At 67.6% G+C, this 17,875-nt stretch carries 8 protein-coding genes; 5 read left to right on the plus strand and 3 right to left on the minus strand.

Annotation, left to right across the window (positions count from 1 at the left end):
* Nucleotides 1–235 precede the first annotated feature (235 nt).
* Nucleotides 236–1,918, minus strand: a complete 1,683-nt coding sequence (ettA, locus tag FOC40_RS07045) for an energy-dependent translational throttle protein EttA (RefSeq protein ID WP_003795229.1) — start codon at nucleotides 1,916–1,918, stop codon at nucleotides 236–238.
* 317 nt (nucleotides 1,919–2,235) lie between these two features.
* Between ettA and FOC40_RS07050 the strand changes: the two genes are divergently transcribed.
* Genes FOC40_RS07050 through FOC40_RS07070 form a run of 5 tightly spaced genes read left to right on the plus strand, consistent with a single transcriptional unit; the run spans nucleotide 2,236 to nucleotide 16,193 of the window.
* A complete protein-coding gene (locus tag FOC40_RS07050; RefSeq protein ID WP_003795226.1) occupies nucleotides 2,236–3,120 on the plus strand; it encodes a biotin--[acetyl-CoA-carboxylase] ligase in 885 nt (294 codons plus the stop codon).
* The gene (locus FOC40_RS07055; RefSeq protein ID WP_039929356.1) at nucleotides 3,107–4,900 is read left to right on the plus strand and encodes an acetyl/propionyl/methylcrotonyl-CoA carboxylase subunit alpha; all 1,794 of its coding nucleotides are present in this window, start codon (nucleotides 3,107–3,109) and stop codon (nucleotides 4,898–4,900) included. Before FOC40_RS07050 ends, FOC40_RS07055 begins: the two co-directional genes overlap by 14 nt.
* Nucleotides 4,897–6,453: an acyl-CoA carboxylase subunit beta gene (locus FOC40_RS07060; protein WP_003795222.1), complete on the plus strand. Its 1,557-nt coding sequence runs from the start codon at nucleotides 4,897–4,899 to the stop codon at nucleotides 6,451–6,453. The genes FOC40_RS07055 and FOC40_RS07060 overlap by 4 nt, the downstream gene beginning before the upstream one ends.
* Before the next feature lie 44 nt (nucleotides 6,454–6,497).
* On the plus strand, nucleotides 6,498–15,725 hold the full coding sequence (locus FOC40_RS07065) for a type I polyketide synthase (protein WP_155844127.1): 9,228 nt from the start codon (nucleotides 6,498–6,500) through the stop codon (nucleotides 15,723–15,725).
* Between the two features lie 3 nt (nucleotides 15,726–15,728).
* The gene (locus FOC40_RS07070; RefSeq protein WP_003795216.1) at nucleotides 15,729–16,193 is read left to right on the plus strand and encodes a holo-ACP synthase; all 465 of its coding nucleotides are present in this window, start codon (nucleotides 15,729–15,731) and stop codon (nucleotides 16,191–16,193) included.
* Here the strand turns inward: FOC40_RS07070 and FOC40_RS07075 are convergent.
* Together FOC40_RS07075 and orn are read right to left on the minus strand one after the other, a co-directional pair.
* A complete protein-coding gene (locus tag FOC40_RS07075; RefSeq protein ID WP_003795214.1) occupies nucleotides 16,190–16,978 on the minus strand; it encodes a single-stranded DNA-binding protein in 789 nt (262 codons plus the stop codon). The two genes, FOC40_RS07070 and FOC40_RS07075, sit on opposite strands and share 4 nt — an antisense overlap.
* A gap of 244 nt (nucleotides 16,979–17,222) precedes the next feature.
* Nucleotides 17,223–17,819 (minus strand): oligoribonuclease, encoded by a 597-nt coding sequence (gene orn, locus FOC40_RS07080; RefSeq protein WP_003795212.1) that lies wholly within the window; start codon nucleotides 17,817–17,819, stop codon nucleotides 17,223–17,225.
* Between the last annotated feature and the right edge of the window lie 56 nt (nucleotides 17,820–17,875).

Consider the following 17,875-nt stretch of genomic DNA (forward strand, 5'->3'; position numbering starts at 1 on the left):
TCACATCACATACTAGATGTGACCTGCGCAAAAGGCAAGTGGGATCCATAACACGAGAAATTCTCGAGAGAACAACCGCTGACAAGAGCACATTCCACAACGCAGGGCTACAACCCAACGCTCTGTCAAACTATTGACTCAGGCTGGCACCCACGACGCGATACCGCACACCGAATCCACCAATAGACACGATGAGGGGGAGGACCGCTAGGCCCTCCCCCTCATACTGCGCGAATCAATCGCGCGTGAGCTTGCGGTGCGTCACGCGATGCGGGTTCGCGGCAGCCTCGCCCAGGCGGGCCACCTTGTTCTTCTCATACGCCTCGAAGTTGCCTTCGAACCAGTACCAGTTGTCGGGCGCCTCTTCAGTGCCCTCCCACGCGAGGATGTGGGTGGCCACGCGGTCAAGGAACCAGCGGTCGTGAGTAACGACGACAGCACAGCCGGGGAACGCCAGAAGGGCATTCTCCAGCGAGCCGAGGGTCTCGACGTCGAGGTCGTTGGTCGGCTCATCCAGCAGCAGGAGGTTGCCGCCCTGCTTAAGGGTGAGAGCCAGGTTCAGGCGGTTACGCTCACCGCCGGACAGAACGCCGGCCGGCTTCTGCTGGTCCGGACCCTTGAAACCAAAGGCGGAGACGTAGGCACGCGAGGGCATTTCCACGTTGCCGACCTGAATGAAGTCCAGGCCGTCCGAGACGACCTCCCACAGGGTCTTGTCCGGGTCGATGCCGGCGCGCGACTGGTCGACGTAGCTGATTTTGACGGTCTCGCCGATCGTCAGCTCGCCGCCATCGAGAGGCTCGAGGCCGACGATCGTCTTGAAGAGCGTGGTCTTACCGACGCCGTTCGGGCCGATGACGCCGACGATACCGTTACGGGGCAGGGAGAAGGACAGACCATTGATCAGCGAGCGATCGCCAAAGCCCTTCTGGAGATCCTTCGCCTCGATGACGACGCTACCCAGGCGCGGACCCGGCGGAATCTGGATTTCCTCAAAGTCGAGCTTGCGCGTGCGCTCGGCCTCAGCAGCCATCTCCTCGTAGCGGGCCAGACGGGCCTTCGACTTGGCCTGGCGGCCCTTCGCGTTAGAGCGAACCCACTCGAGTTCTTCCTTCAGACGCTTGGCCATCTTGGCATCCTTCTGCCCCTGAACGGACAGACGCTTTTCCTTCGTCTCCAGGTAGGTTGAGTAGTTGCCCTCGTAGGGGTAGAGGTGGCCGCGATCAACCTCGGCGATCCAGCCAGCGACATGGTCGAGGAAGTAACGGTCGTGGGTGACGGCAATGACCGCGCCCGGGTAGGACGCGAGATGCTTCTCGAGCCAGAGCACGCTCTCGGCGTCGAGGTGGTTCGTGGGCTCGTCGAGCAGCAGCAGGTCGGGAGCCTCAATGAGGAGCTTGCACAGCGCCACGCGGCGGCGCTCACCGCCGGAGAGGACGGACACCGGCTGGTCCGGCGGCGGGCAGCGCAGCGCGTCCATCGCTTGATCAAGCTGAGAGTCGATGTCCCACGCGTTGGCGGCGTCGATCTCGGTCTGGAGCTTACCCATCTCCTCCATCAGGGCGTCGAAGTCGGCGTCAGGATTCGCCATCTCTTCGGAGATCTCATTGAAGCGGGCGAGCTTGCCGAAGATGTCAGCGGCACCCAGTCGCACGTTTTCAATGACGGTCTTGGTCTCGTCGAGAACGGGTTCCTGCATGAGGATGCCGACCGTGTAACCGGGGGTCAGGCGAGCCTCGCCGTTGCTGGGCTCATCCAGGCCAGCCATAATCTTCAGGATCGAGGACTTACCGGCACCGTTCGGACCGACCATACCGATCTTGGCGCCCGGGAAGAAGCTCATGGTGACATCGTCGAGAATGACCTTGTCACCGATGGCCTTGCGAGCCTTGATCATCTGATAAATAAACTCCGCCACGTTACTCCGTTCGGGTGGTTTGGGGCGCGCCCTCGCGCGCGTGTTCCCTCCTATGGTACCGACCCTGCGCGCGCCAGTGAGCCACCCAGCGGGACGCACGGGTCGGTGATCCTCATCTCAGCGCCTTTTGTCAGGATTTCTCCGCTCCCACTCCTCGCAAGGGTTCCGCGTTGGTTACGGATCCGTAGTGATTTGCCGAAAACTGTTGCAGTTTTTAAGAAACGCATGCGTAGGTTTGATTTTTAAGACAAACTTTGAAGTACTCGGGGAGGATTATCTCCCCTGTCAAACACAAGGAAGACCCGACAGGAGGTGGCATGCAGCGCGCAGCACGCATTCCCATTGCGGGCGTTCACTCCCCCGTCTATCACGTCAGCGACACGTCCTCCACCCTCGACCTCGCAGCAACCCTCCTCGCCGACACGACGACCCCCACTCCCCACCTCACGACGATCATCGCCGACCGTCAGAGCGCGGGCCGCGGCCGCCTTGGGCGCACGTGGACAACCCCGGATGGTCAGGCCCTCCTCGCCTCCACCATCGTCTCCCTCCCCACCTCGTTTCCCACCAAGATGCTCGGCTGGCTCGTGCACGCGTGTGCGCTCTCCGTGCGCGACGCACTGTCCCCCCGTCTGACGCCCGTCGGACACACCGTCTCTCTCAAGTGGCCCAACGACGTGCTCGTCGACGGAGCGCGCAAGATCTGCGGCATCCTCGCGCAGCTCGCCCCGGCCTCGTCCCCGTTTACGACGAGCGCGATCCTCGGCTACGGCATCAACATCGCCCAGGACTCCGATCATCTCGCTACGCCGCAGGCCACCTCCCTGTACGCCGAAGGTGACGCCGAGGCCGGAGCCGATCCCACTTCCGTCTCCCACACCCTGCTCGCGCAGATCCTCACCGGACTCGACTCTCGCATCCGAGGCCTCGTCACCCATGGAAACGCGCACGATTGCGGGCTGGCTGACGAGGCCGCGAACGCCCTGCCGCTCCTGGGGACGCGCATCGCGCTCGCGAAGCCCACGGATCCGAATGGTCACCCGGCGATGGAAGGCGTTGCCCTGGGGCTGAGCCCGACCGGCTCCCTCCTCGTGGCCACTGACGATGGCCGCACTCACGACATTAACGCCGGAGATGTCCTGGCAACCGGATTACCTCTGACAACTGTTCACGACACCAAGGAGAAGCGTGCGAACAATTAATCGAATCCTCGTCGCCAACCGTGGCGAGATCGCTCTGCGCGTGTGCCGCACGGCCACCGACATGGGTATCGCAACAATCGCGGTCTACGCCGATCAGGATATGGCCGCGCCTCATACACGCGAGGCCGACGAGGCCCTGTCCCTCGGTGGCGACGATGCAGCGTCGACGTATTTGAACGGTGAGAAGATCCTGGCGATCGCTCTGGAGACGGGTGCGGATGCGATTCATCCCGGCTACGGGTTCCTCTCGGAGAACTCCGAGTTTGCACGGGCTGTCGAGGATGCAGGTATCGCGTGGCTCGGCCCCGCGTCTTCCGTCATCGACGCGCTGGGCGACAAGATCAAGGCCCGCCGTGTGGCAGAGGCGTGCGGCGTGGCTCCCGTCCCCGGTGTGTCCGAACCCGTGACCTCGCGCGAGGAAGTCGAAGCGTTCATCGCCTCCGCCGGTTACCCCGTGGTGCTCAAGCGCGCCGACGGCGGCGGCGGCCGAGGCATCAGCATCATCCGCTCGCAGGCCGACCTCGACCTGTTCTTCGCGCGTCACACGGACGCTTCCGACCTGGGCGCTCACTTCGTCGAGCGTTTTGTTGAGGTCGCCCGTCACGTCGAGACGCAGTCGGCGCGCGACACGCACGGTAACTTCCACGTCATCTCGACCCGTGACTGCTCGGTGCAGCGTCGCAACCAGAAGCTGGTCGAGGAGGCTCCCGCCCCGTTCCTGCCTGAGGGTGCGCACGAGACCCTCGTGAATGCGTCGCGCGCACTGTTCGAGCACGTCGACTACGTGGGCGTGGGCACGGTGGAGTTCCTGCTCGAGCCCGACGGCAACATCTGGTTCCTCGAGGTCAACCCGCGTCTGCAGGTCGAGCACCCCGTGTCCGAGGAAGTCACGGGCATCGACCTGGTGCGCGAGCAGATTCGTATCGCGCAGGGCCTGCCGCTGACTACTCCCCCGGAGCCTCGCGGCCATTCCTTCGAGTTCCGCGTGACCTCTGAGGACCCGTCGAAGGACCTGACCCCCACGGCAGGCCGCCTCGACGAGGTGCACTGGCCCCTGGGCCCCGGCATCCGTCTGGAGCTGGGCATCGATCAGGGCGACTCCGTGCAGACCGCCTTCGATTCCATGATCGCCAAGATCATCGTCACCGGCGCGGATCGCGAGCAGGCGCTGGCCCGTTCGCGCCGCGCGCTGGCGGAGTTCTCGGTGCAGGGCGTGGCCACTCCGGTTCCCGTCTACCAGGACATCATCAACGATCCCGACTTCTGCGGCGTCGGCGGCTTCAACATCTCCACGCGCTGGTTCGAGACGACGTTCATGCCCACGCACGACTACTCGGACCTGGCTGTGCCCGCCGAGGCCTCGTCGACGGCCGACCTGCCGCGTCAGACCTACATCATCGAGCTGGATGGGCGCCGCGTGTCTCTGACTCTGCCGGCCGGCATGTTCAACGCGCCTGCGGCAGCTGCCCCTCGTCCGCCCCAGCCGCTGCGCTCGGCCCCGCGTCGCGCGGGTTCGTCCGCCATTCAGGCTGGCCCGCACCAGGGCGCCCCCGGCGACATCGTCGCTCCCATGCAGGCGATCGTCGTCGCGCTGGCCGTGTCCGAGGGTGACCAGGTCGAGGAAGGCCAGCTCGTGGCCGTCCTCGAGGCCATGAAGATGGAAAAGCCGCTGCTGGCCCCGCGCGCGGGCACCGTCAGGTCCCTGTCGATCAAGCAGGGCGACACCGTGACCGCCGGGACTCGCATCGCTAACATCGCCACAGAAGAGGAGGCAGAATGAGCACCCCCAGCCCGCTCACGCGTGACGGGTTTATTCAGGCCCAGGACGCGATCGCTCAGGCCGCCGAAGAGAAGGCCGCCCAGCGCCAGCACGCAAAGAAGAAGCTGACGGCGCGTGAGCGTCTGTCTCTCTTCTTCGACGACGGCGTGTGGCACGAAGTCGGTCAGTTCATCGGTGGTTCTGTGCGCGAAGGTCGGATCGGTTCAGCTGTGGCCGCCGGTTTCGGTCGCGTGCAGGGGCGGATGGTCGCCGCCTACGCGCAGGATTTCTCGGTGCTCGGTGGCACCCTGGGCAAGGTCGAGGGCGACAAGATCGTCGACCTGATCGACCGGGGCATCCGCATGCGCATTCCGATCGTCGGAATTCAGGATTCGGGCGGAGCCCGCATCCAGGAGGGCGTCGTCGCCCTCGCCCAGTACGGCCGCATCTTCAAGAAAACGTGCGAGGCCTCGGGCCTGGTTCCCCAGATTTCGATCATCCTGGGGCCCTGCGCCGGTGGCGCCGTGTATCAGCCGGCCCTCACCGACTTCATCGTCATGACGCGCGAGAATTCGCACATGTTCGTGACGGGCCCGGACGTCGTCGCCGCGACGACCGGTGAGAAGGTCACGCTCGACGAGCTCGGCGGCGCACCGATCCACAACTTCCAGTCGGGTGTCGCCCACCACATGGCCGACACCGAGGAAGAGGCGATCGACTACGTGCGGTCCCTGCTGGACTATCTGCCTTCCTCATGCGAGGTCGCTCCCCCCAAGTACGAGTACATTCCCAATCCCGAGGACGAGGCTGCGGCCCGCGCGGTTGCCGACCTGGTTCCGACGTCGGCGCGTCAGCCCTACGACGTGCGCGACGTGGTGCGTTCGCTCGTCGATCACGGTGAGTACGTGGAGATTCAGGACCTGTTCGCTCCCAACGTGACGATCGGTTTCGCGTGTGTCGATGGCCAGTCGGTGGGCATCGTGGCAAACCAGCCGATGAACGATGCTGGCACGCTCGACGTGGATGCCTCGGAGAAGGCGGCCCGCTTCGTGCGTTTCTGCGACGCGTTCGGCCTGCCGATCGTCACCTTCGTGGACGTTCCCGGCTACCGTCCGGGCACCGAGCAGGAGCAGGCGGGCATCATCCGCCGCGGCGCGAAGGTGATCGTTGCCTACGCGAACGCAACCGTGCCGATGGTGACCGTCATCCTGCGTAAGGCCTACGGCGGCGCCTACATCGTGATGGGGTCGAAGTCGATCGGCGCGGACCTGGCGTTCGCGTGGCCCGACGCTCAGATTGCCGTCATGGGCGCGGAGGGCGCGGCGTCGATCATGTACCGCCGCGAGCTTGCTGCCGCCCGCGAGAACGGGACCTTCGAGGAGACGAAGGCCGAGCTTGTGGCCCGCTACGAGGAGGAGACCGTCAACCCCGAGATCTCCGTGTCCTCGGGCCAGCTCGACGGCATCATCGCTCCCGCCGATACCCGCCAGACCATCATCGATTCCCTGCACCTGCTGGCCACGAAGGACCAGCGTGCACCCCACGTCAAGCGTCACGATAACGGCCCTCTGTGACCGGCGTCGTTTGAGAAGAATTATCCCCGAAGGAAAGTAAGAACATGTCGTTTGTGTCCTCTCTGAATGAGACCCCCTACGCGCTGACCTTTGCAGGTCAGGCCACCCCATGGCGCGCCGCCCTCGACGAGATTGCTCGCGATCCCGAGATCGCCGAGATCGTCGCCGGCGTTATCAAGGCCTCGGACCAGGTACTCTCCCCCGTGCGCCGCTCGCTGGCCACCCAGTCGGTTGCTTCCCTCCCCTTCGAGCTGCCTGCCGCTCCCGAGTCTGCGGCTGTGACCCGCGACGTGGCCGGCCCGGACGAGGCCGCCCTGTCGGTTCCCGGTATCGTCGCCGCCCAGCTCGGTGCGCTCATCGATCTGACGCGCGCCGGCCTGAACATCGTCGCCAACCAGCCCACCGCGTTTGAGGGTCACTCCCAGGGCGTGCTCGGCGTGGAGATTGCCCGCGCGTGGATCGCCGGGGACGAGGCGCGGGCTGCCTCCGTGTTCGCGCTCGCTCGTCTGATCGGCGCGGCCGCCGCTCGCATCACGCGCCGCGCTCGCGCCCCGCACGCCGGCGACGCGACCTACATGGTGTCCGTGCGCGGCGTGTCTGACGCTCTCCTCGGACGCATCATCGACTCCCTGCCGTCGACCTCGTATCCCCTCTCGATCGCTCTGCGCAACGACACCGACACGCACGTTGTGTCGGGCGCCCCGAACGACCTGGCGTCCCTCGTTGCAGCCATCGAGCGCGCCGCCGCCAAGGACAAGGCCGCGCACGACACCCACGAGCGCGGTGGCCGCCCGCTGACCCCCGTGTGCGAATACCTGCCGGTGTACGTGCCCTTCCACTCCCCCATGCTCACCGACGCTCTCGCCCTCGTGGACGAGTGGGCCGCCCAGTGCGGTATCGACGCCGAGCTGGCCCACTCCCTGGGCGCCGCCGTGCTCACGACGCCCGTGGACTGGCCCTCCCAGATCCGCGCGGCCGCCGAGTCCGGTGCGACCTGGATCATCGACATGGGCCCGGGCGCCACGACGGTTCGCATGACCCACGCCCTCGTCGAGGGCACCGGCGTTGGCGTCGTCCCCGCAGGCACCGCCTCCGACCGCGACAAGGCCGCGACCCCCGGCTGGGCCCCCGAACCCGGCACCGACTGGTCGTACCTGCGCCCCAGCCTCGTAACCCTCCCCGACGGCAAGACCGTCGTTGACACCGCCTTCTCGCGCCTGACCGGCCGCTCCCCCGTCCTCCTGGCCGGCATGACGCCGACGACCGTCGATCCGGAGATCGTCGCGGCTGCCGCAAACGCCGGTTTCTGGGCCGAAATGGCCGGCGGTGGCCAGGTCACCGAAGAGGTCTACAACGAGAACCTGGCGGGCCTGCGTGCCCAGCTGCGCCCCGGCCACACCGCCGAGTTCAACTCCATGTTCCTGGACCGCTACCTGTGGAACCTCCAGTTCGGTCAGGCTCGCATCGTGTCGCGTTCGCGCGCGTCCGGCGCCCCCATCGACGGCGTCGTTATCTCCGCGGGTATCCCCGAACAGGACGAGGCCCTGGCTCTCATCGCGCAGCTGCGCGCCGACGGCTTCCCCTACGTGGCCTTCAAGCCCGGCACGGTTGACCAGATCCGCAAGGTCATCGCTATCGCTCGCGAGGCCGACCCGATCAAGGTCATCGTCCAGGTCGAGGACGGCCACTCCGGCGGCCACCACTCCTGGGAGGACCTGTCCGACCTCCTGCTGGCCACCTACGCTCAGCTGCGCGCCCAGTCCAACATCGTCCTGACCGTGGGCGGCGGCATCGGCACCCCCGAGCGCGCCGCTGACTTCCTCACCGGCGACTGGTCGGCTCGCTACGGCCGCCCACCCATGCCCGTCGACGGCGTCCTCGTGGGCACCGCCGCGATGACCACGAAGGAAGCACACACCACTAAGGCGGTCAAGGAACTCCTCGTGGCCACGCCGGGTGTGCCCGACAACGACGAGCTGGGCGGCTGGGTCGGCGAGGGCGTGACCCGCGGCGGCATGACCTCCGGCCTGTCGCACCTGCGCGCCGACATGCACGAGGTCTCCAACGCCGCGGCCGCAGCTGCGCGCATCATCGCCGACATCGGCTCCGACGGCGCCCAGGTGCGCGCCCGCAAGGACGAGATCGTCGAGATCCTCTCCCACACGGCCAAGCCCTACTTCGGTGACCTCGAAGAGATGACCTACGAGGCGTGGGTGCGCCGCTTCGCCGACCTGTCCTACCCGTGGGTTGATCCCACGTGGCAGATCCGCTTCCACGACCTCCTCCAGCGCGTCGAGGCGCGTCTGGCGCCCGTGGATCACGGCGAGGTCGAAACCCTGTTCCCGACCGTCGAGGACGTGGCCGACGCGCACGCCGCGGCCGACCGCCTGATGGCCGCCTACCCGAACGCCGCGACGACGCACGTCACCCCCATCGACGCTGCCTGGTTCCCGGCCCTGTGCCGCTCCTACCCGAAGCCGATGCCCTTCGTCCCGATCCTGGACGACGACCTCATCCGCTGGTGGGGCCAGGACTGCCTGTGGCAGGCGCAGGACGAGCGCTACACCGCCGACCAGGTCCGCATCATCCCCGGCCCCGTCTCCGTGGCCGGCATCGACCGCGTCGACGAGCCCGTCGCTTCCCTCCTGGGTCGCTTCGAGGCCGCAGCAGCCGATCGGCTTGCTGCCTCCGGTGCCGTCGCGACGCCCGTCGCCTCGCGCCTGGGTAACGGTAAGCCCGCCGCCACCCGCGAGGAATGGCTGCGCAAGGTCCCCTTCATCTCGTGGACCGGCCACCTCATGACCAACCCGGCCTCCATCCTCGACGAGGATCGCGTGTCCCTGAACCCGACCGACACCGGCGTGGACATGGTCATCCACCTCGACACTGCGTGGGACAACGACCCTCGCGGTGCCGAGAAGCACGCGGTGCGCGAGCTGGTCTTCCCGCTGGTTCTATCCGGCGAGGACGGCGCGGTCCCGGTCATCGACGAGGCCAAGCTGCCCCAGCACATGTACGCGATGCTCGCGGCGACCGCCGGCGTGACCTCCGTGTCCGTCGCTGGTGACACCGTGGACGCTCTGCCCGTCATGGTTCCCTCCGCCAAGTCCGTCTTCGGCGAGGCACACTACTCCTTCACGCTGGCCCCCACCCTGGGCTTCGACCACGCAGAGGCCACGGGCGCTGCCCTTCCCGCCAGCTACGAGCTGGCTGCCTGGGCGCCCGACGCGCTGCTCGGCCCCGCCTGGCCGGCGATCTACGCGGCGTTGGGTTCGGCCATCCACAACGACTATCCGGTCATCGAGGGTCTGCTCAACGCGGTCCACCTCGATCACTCGATCACGCTGGAGTACACGCCCGAGCAGATGCTCGAGCGCGGCATCACAACGATCGATGTGACGAGCCACGTGGCCGCCGTCAACGAGTCCTCCTCCGGACGTATCGTCACGGTCGCCCTCGAGCTGAGCGCGAACGGCGAGTATGTGGGCTCCACTCAGGAGCGCTTCGCGATCCGCGGCCGCGCCACCAGCAACCGCGCACCCTCCGAGGCCGCACCCTTCGGCGGCGCGAACATCGAAGTCGTCGACAGTCCCCGATCGGTCCTGCGCCGCGTGACCGTCAAGGCTCCAGACGACATGACGCCCTTTGCGATCGTCTCGGGCGACTACAACCCGATCCACACCTCCTACGCGGCCGCCAAGGTCGCTGGCATGGACGCGCCTCTGGTGCACGGGATGTGGCTGTCGGCGACCGCTCAGCACGCGGCTGAGGCCGTTGTCGCCGGTCAGGGCGGCGCTCAGATCGCCGGCTGGACGTACTACATGTACGGCACCGTCGACCTGAACGACGAGGTTGAGATCACCGTCGAGCGTGTGGGTCGCGTCGTCGGTGGCGGTCTGTCCCTCGAGGTCACCTGCCGCATCAACAAGCAGGTCGTCTCGCGTGCGTCGGCCTACACCTTCGCCCCGAAGGTCGCCTACGTCTACCCCGGCCAGGGCATCCAGAGCGCCGGCATGGGTCTGGACGAGCGCACCAAGTCCAAGGCTGTGGACGAGGTCTGGCGCCGCGCCGATGCGCACACCCGCTCGGCAATGGGCTTCTCCATCCTGGCGATCGTGCGCGACAACCCAACCGAGATCGTGGCGCGCGGCGTGACCTACCGTCACCCCGAAGGTGTCCTGAACCTCACCCAGTTCACGCAGGTTGCGCTCGCGACACTGGCTATCGGCCAGACGGCCCGCATGCGCGAAGAGGGTGTCCTGGTTCCTGGTGCCGCCTTCGCCGGTCACTCGCTCGGCGAGTACGACGCTCTGGCCGCATACGCCGAGGTCTTCCCCCTCGAAACCGTCCTCGACTTGGTCTTCCAGCGCGGTTCCACGATGCACTCGCTCGTGCCCCGCGACGAGAACGGCCGTTCGAACTACCGCATGGGTGCCCTGCGCCCGAACCAGTTCGGCATCGACGACGCTCACGTCGTGGAGTACGTCGAGTCGATCGCTCAGGCATCGGGTGAGTTCCTCCAGATCGTCAACTTCAACCTGGCCGGCCAGCAGTACGCCGTCGCCGGTACGGTCGCGGGCCTGAAGGCCCTCGAGGAGGACGCCGCCAAGCGCGCCGCCGAGCACGGTGGCAAGCGTCCCTTCATGTACGTTCCCGGCATCGACGTGCCCTTCCACTCCACTGTCCTGCGCAGCGGCGTGGCGGACTTCCGTACGAAGCTCGACGAGCGTATCCCCGCCGAGATCGACCCCGCGAAGCTCGTGGGCCGCTACATCCCCAACCTGGTGGCGCGTCCCTTCGAGCTCACCCGCGAGTTCGCTCAGTCCATCCTCGACGTGGTTCCCTCCGAGACGGTGCGCGAGCTGCTCGAGACGGAAGGCGCGTGGGACGCCGCCCTGGCCAACCCGGGTGTCCTGACCCGCACGCTGCTCATCGAGCTGCTGTGCTGGCAGTTCGCCTCCCCGGTGCGCTGGATCGAGACGCAGCGCGTACTGCTGTCGACCGAAGAAGCTGCCCCAGGCGTTGCCGGCCTGGGCGTCGATCAGGTCATCGAGGTCGGCCTCGGCGCCGCCCCGACCCTGGCCAACCTGGCCTCCCGCACCCTGCTCGCGCCCGAGTTCGCGCTCTCTCGCGTCGACGTGTTCAACGTCCAGCGCGACGAGCCCCGCGTCTACGCGACCGACGTCGCCGTGATCGAGGACGAAGAGGACGAGGAGATCACCCCGGCGGCTCCCGCTGCCGACGCTGCTCCCGCGCCTGCCCCGGCTACCCCCGCCGCCGAGGCCGCTCCGGCCCCCGCCCCCGCTGCCCCGACCGGTGGCCCCTCGGGAGCCGACGTCGCGGACCTGCCCTTCACAGCGTCCTCCGCCATCGTCGCCCTGCTGGCGCTGTCCGCGAAGATTCGCATCGACGAGGTCGGCGCCACCGACACGACCGAGTCGCTGACCAACGGCGTGTCCTCGCGCCGTAACCAGCTGCTCATGGATATGTCCTCCGAGCTCGGCCTGAACTCCATCGACGGCGCCGGCGAGGCCGACGTGGCCACGCTGTCTGCGACGGTCGACAAGGCCGCCAAGGGCTACAAGCCCTTCGGCCCGGTCCTGGCTGAGGCCGTCAAGGAGCGCACGCGCAAGCTGTTCGGCGCCGCCGGCGTCAAGGCCGGCCACATCGCCGACCGCGTCACCGGCACGTGGCAGCTGGGACCCGGCTGGGCCCACCACGTCACCGCCGAGATCGTCCTGGGCACCCGTGAGGGCGCCTCGACCCGCGACGGCGATCTGGCCACCCTGCCGCTGGAAGCCCCGACGAACGCCGCCGGCGTCGATGCCCTCATCGATGCTGCCGTGGCATCCGTCGCTGCTCGCGAAGGTATCGCCGTGTCCCTGCCGAGCGCCGGTGGCGCGTCCGGTGGCGGCGTCGTTGACTCCGCCGCGCTGGACGCCTACGCCGCATCCGTGACGGGTGAGGACGGCGTCCTGGCCAAGACCGCTCGCACGATCCTGTCCGAGCTGGGTCTGAACGCCCCCGCCCCCACCGGCGAGGACTCCTCCGACGACGCGCGCGTCATCGACGCCGTCGCCGCCGAGCTGGGTTCGGGCTGGGTCGACCTGGTCGAGCCTCGCTTCGACGCCGCACGCGCCGTCCTGCTGGACGACCGCTGGGCATCCGCCCGTGAGGACGTCGCCCGTTACGTCGCCGAAGGCACGCTCGCCGAGGGCGCGTCCTTCGTGGGCACCGGCCGCGCGGTGGCCGAGCAGGCCTCGTACTGGGCGAACAGCCTGCGCGCTGAGGGCGATCACGAACGCGCGGCTCGACTCGAGCAGATCGCGGCCGACGCGCTGTCTTCCTCCGAGGACCTTCCCTACGCGAACGACGTCGCCGTGGTCACCGGCATGACCCCCGCCTCCATCGGTGGCGCGGTCGTGGGCGGCCTGCTCGCCGGTGGCGCGACGGTCATCGCGACCTCCTCGTCGATCTCCGCATCGCGCCTGGATTTCGCCAAGGAGCTCTACCGCACGCACGCCGCTGGCGGTGCGAAGCTCTGGCTGGTTCCCGCGAACCTGGCCTCCTACCGCGACGTTGACGCGCTCGTGGAATGGATCGGCACCGAGCAGACGAAGTCCGTGGGTGCCGACGTGAAGGTAACGAAGGAAGCCCTGGTCCCGACGCTGTTCTACCCGTTCGCTGCTCCGCGCGTTTCCGGCACGCTGGCCGACGCGGGCCCGGCCTCTGAGAACCAGATGCGCCTGCTGCTGTGGAGCGTCGAGCGTTCCATCGCCGGCCTGTGCGCGATCGGGTCCGACACGCACGCCGACCACCGCCTGCACGTCGTGCTGCCCGGTTCCCCAAACCGCGGCATCTTCGGTGGCGACGGCGCGTACGCCGAGGCGAAGGCCTCCTTCGACGCCATCGCAACCCGCTGGGCGGCCGAGCCGATCTGGGGCTCGCGCGTCTCGATCGCACACCCCCGTATCGGTTGGGTGCGTGGCACCGGCCTCATGGGCGGCAACGACCCGATGGTCGCCGCCGTCGAGTCCGCGGGTGTTCGCACCTGGTCGACCGAAGAAATGGCCGAGCAGCTGCTCAACCTGTCGAGCGCCGAGGTGCGCGCGCAGGCTGCCACCGCCCCGGTGGACGCCGACCTGACCGGCGGCCTGGACTCCTCCATCGACCTGCGTGCGCTGCGCGCTCAGGCCGATGCCGCCATCCCCACTCCCCCTGCTGAGCAGCCGATCGCGACCGTCTCCGCGCTGCCCTCGCCCTCGCAGGTCACCGTGCCGCACGTCGATCCCTCGCAGTGGGGTGGCACCACCGCGTCGCTGGCCGACACGGTCGTCATCGTCGGTCACGGCGAGGTCGGCCCGTGGGGCAGCGCCCGTACCCGCGTCCAGGCCGAGCTCGGTATCCACACCGACGGCTCCGTCGAGCTCACCCCCGCGGGCGTGCTCGAGCTGGCGTGGATGACCGGCCTGCTGACCTGGTCGGACACCCCGGTGGGCGGCTGGTACGACAAGGACGACCAGCTGGTGCCCGAGTCGGAGATCTTCGATCGCTACCGCGACGAGGTCGTGGCCCGCTCCGGCGTGCGCTTCTTCCACGACGATGGCCCGCTGCACGACGGCTACACGCCCGAGTCCGCGATGGTCTTCCTGGACCGCGACATCACCTTCACGGTCGAGGACGAGGCCGAGGCAGGCTCCTACGCCGAGGCTGACCCGCAGTTCACTGTCATCGAGCAGACCGCGTTCGGTGAGTGGCAGGTGACTCGCAAGGCCGGCGCCCAGGTGCGCGTGCCGCGTCGCGCGACGCTGAACCGCCGCATCGGCGGCCTGTTCCCGACGGACTTTGACCCGGCTCGCTGGGGCATCCCGGCCTCGATGCTGGATTCGATCGACCCGATCGCCGTGTGGAACCTGGTCTCCGCCGTGGACGCGTTCGTGTCTGCTGGCTTCAGCCCCGCCGAGCTGCTGCGCGTCGTCCACCCGGCGACCGTGGCCTCCACGCAGGGCACCGGCTTCGGTGGCATGCGCTCGATGCACAAGCTCTTCGTCGACCGCTTCCTGGGCGAGGATTACCCGCAGGACATCCTGCAGGAGACCCTGCCCAACGTCGTGGCTGCACACACCATGCAGTCCTACGTGGGCGGCTACGGCTCGATGATCAATCCGGTCGGCGCCTGCGCGACCGCCGCGGTGTCCATCGAGGAGGGCCTCGACAAGATCAAGGCTGGCAAGGCGGACTTCGTCGTGGCCGGCGCGATCGACGACATCCAGGTGGAGTCGATCGTGGGCTTCGGCGCGATGAATGCGACGGCGATCTCCAACGAGCTGCTCGCTCGCGGTATCTCCCCGCGCTTCGTCTCGCGCGCTAACGACCGCCGCCGTGGCGGCTTCGTCGAGGCGCAGGGCGGCGGCACCGTGCTGCTCACCCGCGCGTCGGTAGCGCTCGACATGAACCTGCCGGTCCTGGCTGTCGTGGCCCACGCGCAGACCTTCAGCGACGGCGCGCACACCTCGATTCCGGCCCCCGGCCTGGGTGCCCTCGCGGTGGCGCGCGGCGGACGTGACTCGGTCATCGCCCGCAACCTCGCCGAACTCGGCGTGGGCATCGACGACGTAGCCTTCGTGTCCAAGCACGACACGTCCACGAACGCCAACGACCCCAACGAGTCCGATCTGCACACCCGCGTCGGCACGGCGCTGGGCCGCACCCCCGGTAACCCGTTGCTGGTCATCTCGCAGAAGACCCTCACGGGTCACGCGAAGGGTGGCGCCTGCGTGTTCCAGGTGGGCGGCATCATCGACGTGTTCCGCACAGGTCTGATCCCCGCGAACGTCGCGCTGGACTGCGTCGACGACGCGATGGAGAAGTACAGCCCGCTCGTGTGGCTGCGTTCCCCGCTCAACCTGTCCTCTCGTGGACCGGTGCGTGCGGCGTTCGCGACCTCGCTCGGCTTCGGCCATGTCTCCGGCTTCCTGGCGCTGGTCAATCCGGCCGCCTTCGAGGCCATCGTGGAGCGCAAGGCCGGACGCGAGCGCCTCGAGGCGTGGCGTGCCGCGTCGGATCGTCGCCTGCGCAACGGCCAGCGTCACATTGAGATGGGCATGCTGGGCCACGCCCCGCTGTTCACGTCGGTGGAGGGTCGTCGCCTGCCCGACGACCCGGCTGCGGGCGTTGCCGGTGACGCTCACGAGGTCGAGGCCGCGATCCTGCTGGATCCGAACGCCCGCCTCGGCGAGGACGGCTTCTACCACCTGCCGGAAGGCAAGTGAGCGATGCGCGGACTCGGCGTTGACCTGGTGTCCCTCCCTGAGTTTGCCGCTCAGGTGAGGGAGCCGGGTTCGGCCTTCCTGAATGGCGTCCTGACGCCCAGGGAGGCCCGCCGGGTCCGCGCCCGCGCCGCCGCTACCTCTGGCGCGCACCCCAGTTCCGCCCGCTATGACGAGGCCGTGGCCCGTCACGCGGGCGGCCTGTGGGCCGCAAAGGAGGCCTTTATCAAGGCCTGGTCGTGCGCCCTTTTCGGTTCCCCTCCTCTCATCGGCACCGACGACGTCGACTGGCACGAAATTGAGGTCAGCCACGACGAGTGGAACCGTCCCGCTCTCACGCTGCACGGCCGAGTCGCAGCTGCCTGCGAGGAGTCACTCGGGGCGCCTTCCACGTGGAGAGCGCTCGTGTCCATCAGCCACGACGGGGAGTACGCCATCGCGCAGGTCGCGATCGTGGACGCGTCCGACTAGGCGGCATCGGGCGGCTCGTCCGCGTCGCCATCAAGAGGCTCGAACGCATCGTTTTTCGTCGCATCGGCGTGTCCGCCTTCCAGCGCCGAATAGTCGAAGCATGACGACGAGCTCCTACCCGGGTCCGAGGATTGTTCCTCGGACCTTTCGTGTTCTTCGAGCGCGGGAAGCACAGAGAGTTCTACGCCCACTGCGCCAGTCGGAGCGTGGGGCGTCGGCTCACTCTGAGAGGGCGCCGCCTCATCGGGCAGGATGTCCGTTCCCTGATCCGGCGCTGCTACGTGAGCGTGCACGTCGGTGCCCAGGGAGCCCTGGTGCTCCCCAGCCTGAGCCGTGACCGCCGATCCCGGCCCCTGCCTCGTCGAATAGGGATCCCCCTGCGTCCCGCCCGCAGGCTCATCGGTCGCGTGCGCGCCATTCTTCGTGAACTGGGAGGTGCCGCGGGCCAAGTCGTGGCCGACCGAGGAGGCCCGGTAGACGATCGATGACCGAATCTGCCCATTACCGTCGATCCAACCGTTTGGAACGGGTCGGGCGACTACGACGACGGGATCGCCTTTACGGCAGCTACGGAACACGTTGGAGGCAAGCGTGTCCCAGGTTTCCACCGTGTACCAGTAGGCGCCGTCCTCCACGTAGGAGGCGTTGCCCGTGCGCGCGTCGCTCGTGAAGCGCCACTTCGTCATTGCGAGCCGGAAGGTCGTCACGCAGACGTCGCCCTTGACGTGCTTCATCATCGGTTCTGATCCGATACGGCCCCTCAGGGTCGTCGATATGTCCTGCATCGTTGCATCCTTTGTCCGTTCTGGCCGGCGTTGGCCGGATGCATCCAGGAAAGCCCCACATGCCACACCACTTCAAGCGCCACAGCGCACCCTGTGGATGACGCGCGTTCGCCTCGTACCCCTGTGGATAACGAGCGTTGCGTACACGCCCCTGTGGACGCCACGCTGCGCACAGCCAGCACTCCCGAAACAGCGAAGCGGCGACACCCCTCGGGGATGCCGCCGCTTAGCGTCACGAATGAAATCAGGCCTTGGCGGCCTCGCCCATAGCGGGAATACCCAGGGCGACGACCTCGCGAGCAACCTCACGCGCGCGCTCGGTGGTGACCGGCTCGGCCGGGAAGAGCACGCGGCGGTAGTACTCAAGCTCCTGGATGGACTCTAGGATGTCCGCCAGCGCACGGTGACCGCCGTGCTTGTCGGGCGACTCGGCGAAGGCGACACGGTACCACCGCTTGGCCAGTTCCTTAATGGAGGACACGTCCACCAGGCGGTAGTGCAGGTGGTCGATGACGGAGGGCATGTTCGCCTCGAGGAACATCTTGTCGGTGCCCACCGAGTTGCCCGCCAGGAGAGCCTTGCCCTGCTGGGGCACGAAACGCTTGATGTAGGACAGGACCTGCTCGGTTGCCTCTTCCATGGACAGGCCCGACGTCTGCAGGTCATCAAGCAGCCCGGAGGAGGTGTGCATGTTGCGCACGAAGTCGTTCATGTTGTCGAGGGCTTCGGCGGGCGGCGTGATCAGCACGTCCATGCCGGGGTCGACAATCGTGAGGTCGCCGTCGGTCACGACCACGGCCACCTCGATGAGGGCGTCGCGCTGAACGTCCAGGCCGGTCATTTCGCAGTCAATCCAGACCAGGGGGTCTTTCACAGTTTTCACGCCTTCTATGTTAG

The sequence above is a fragment of the Schaalia odontolytica genome (genome assembly GCF_009730335.1).
In the GTDB taxonomy this organism is placed as follows: domain Bacteria; phylum Actinomycetota; class Actinomycetes; order Actinomycetales; family Actinomycetaceae; genus Pauljensenia; species Pauljensenia dentiphila.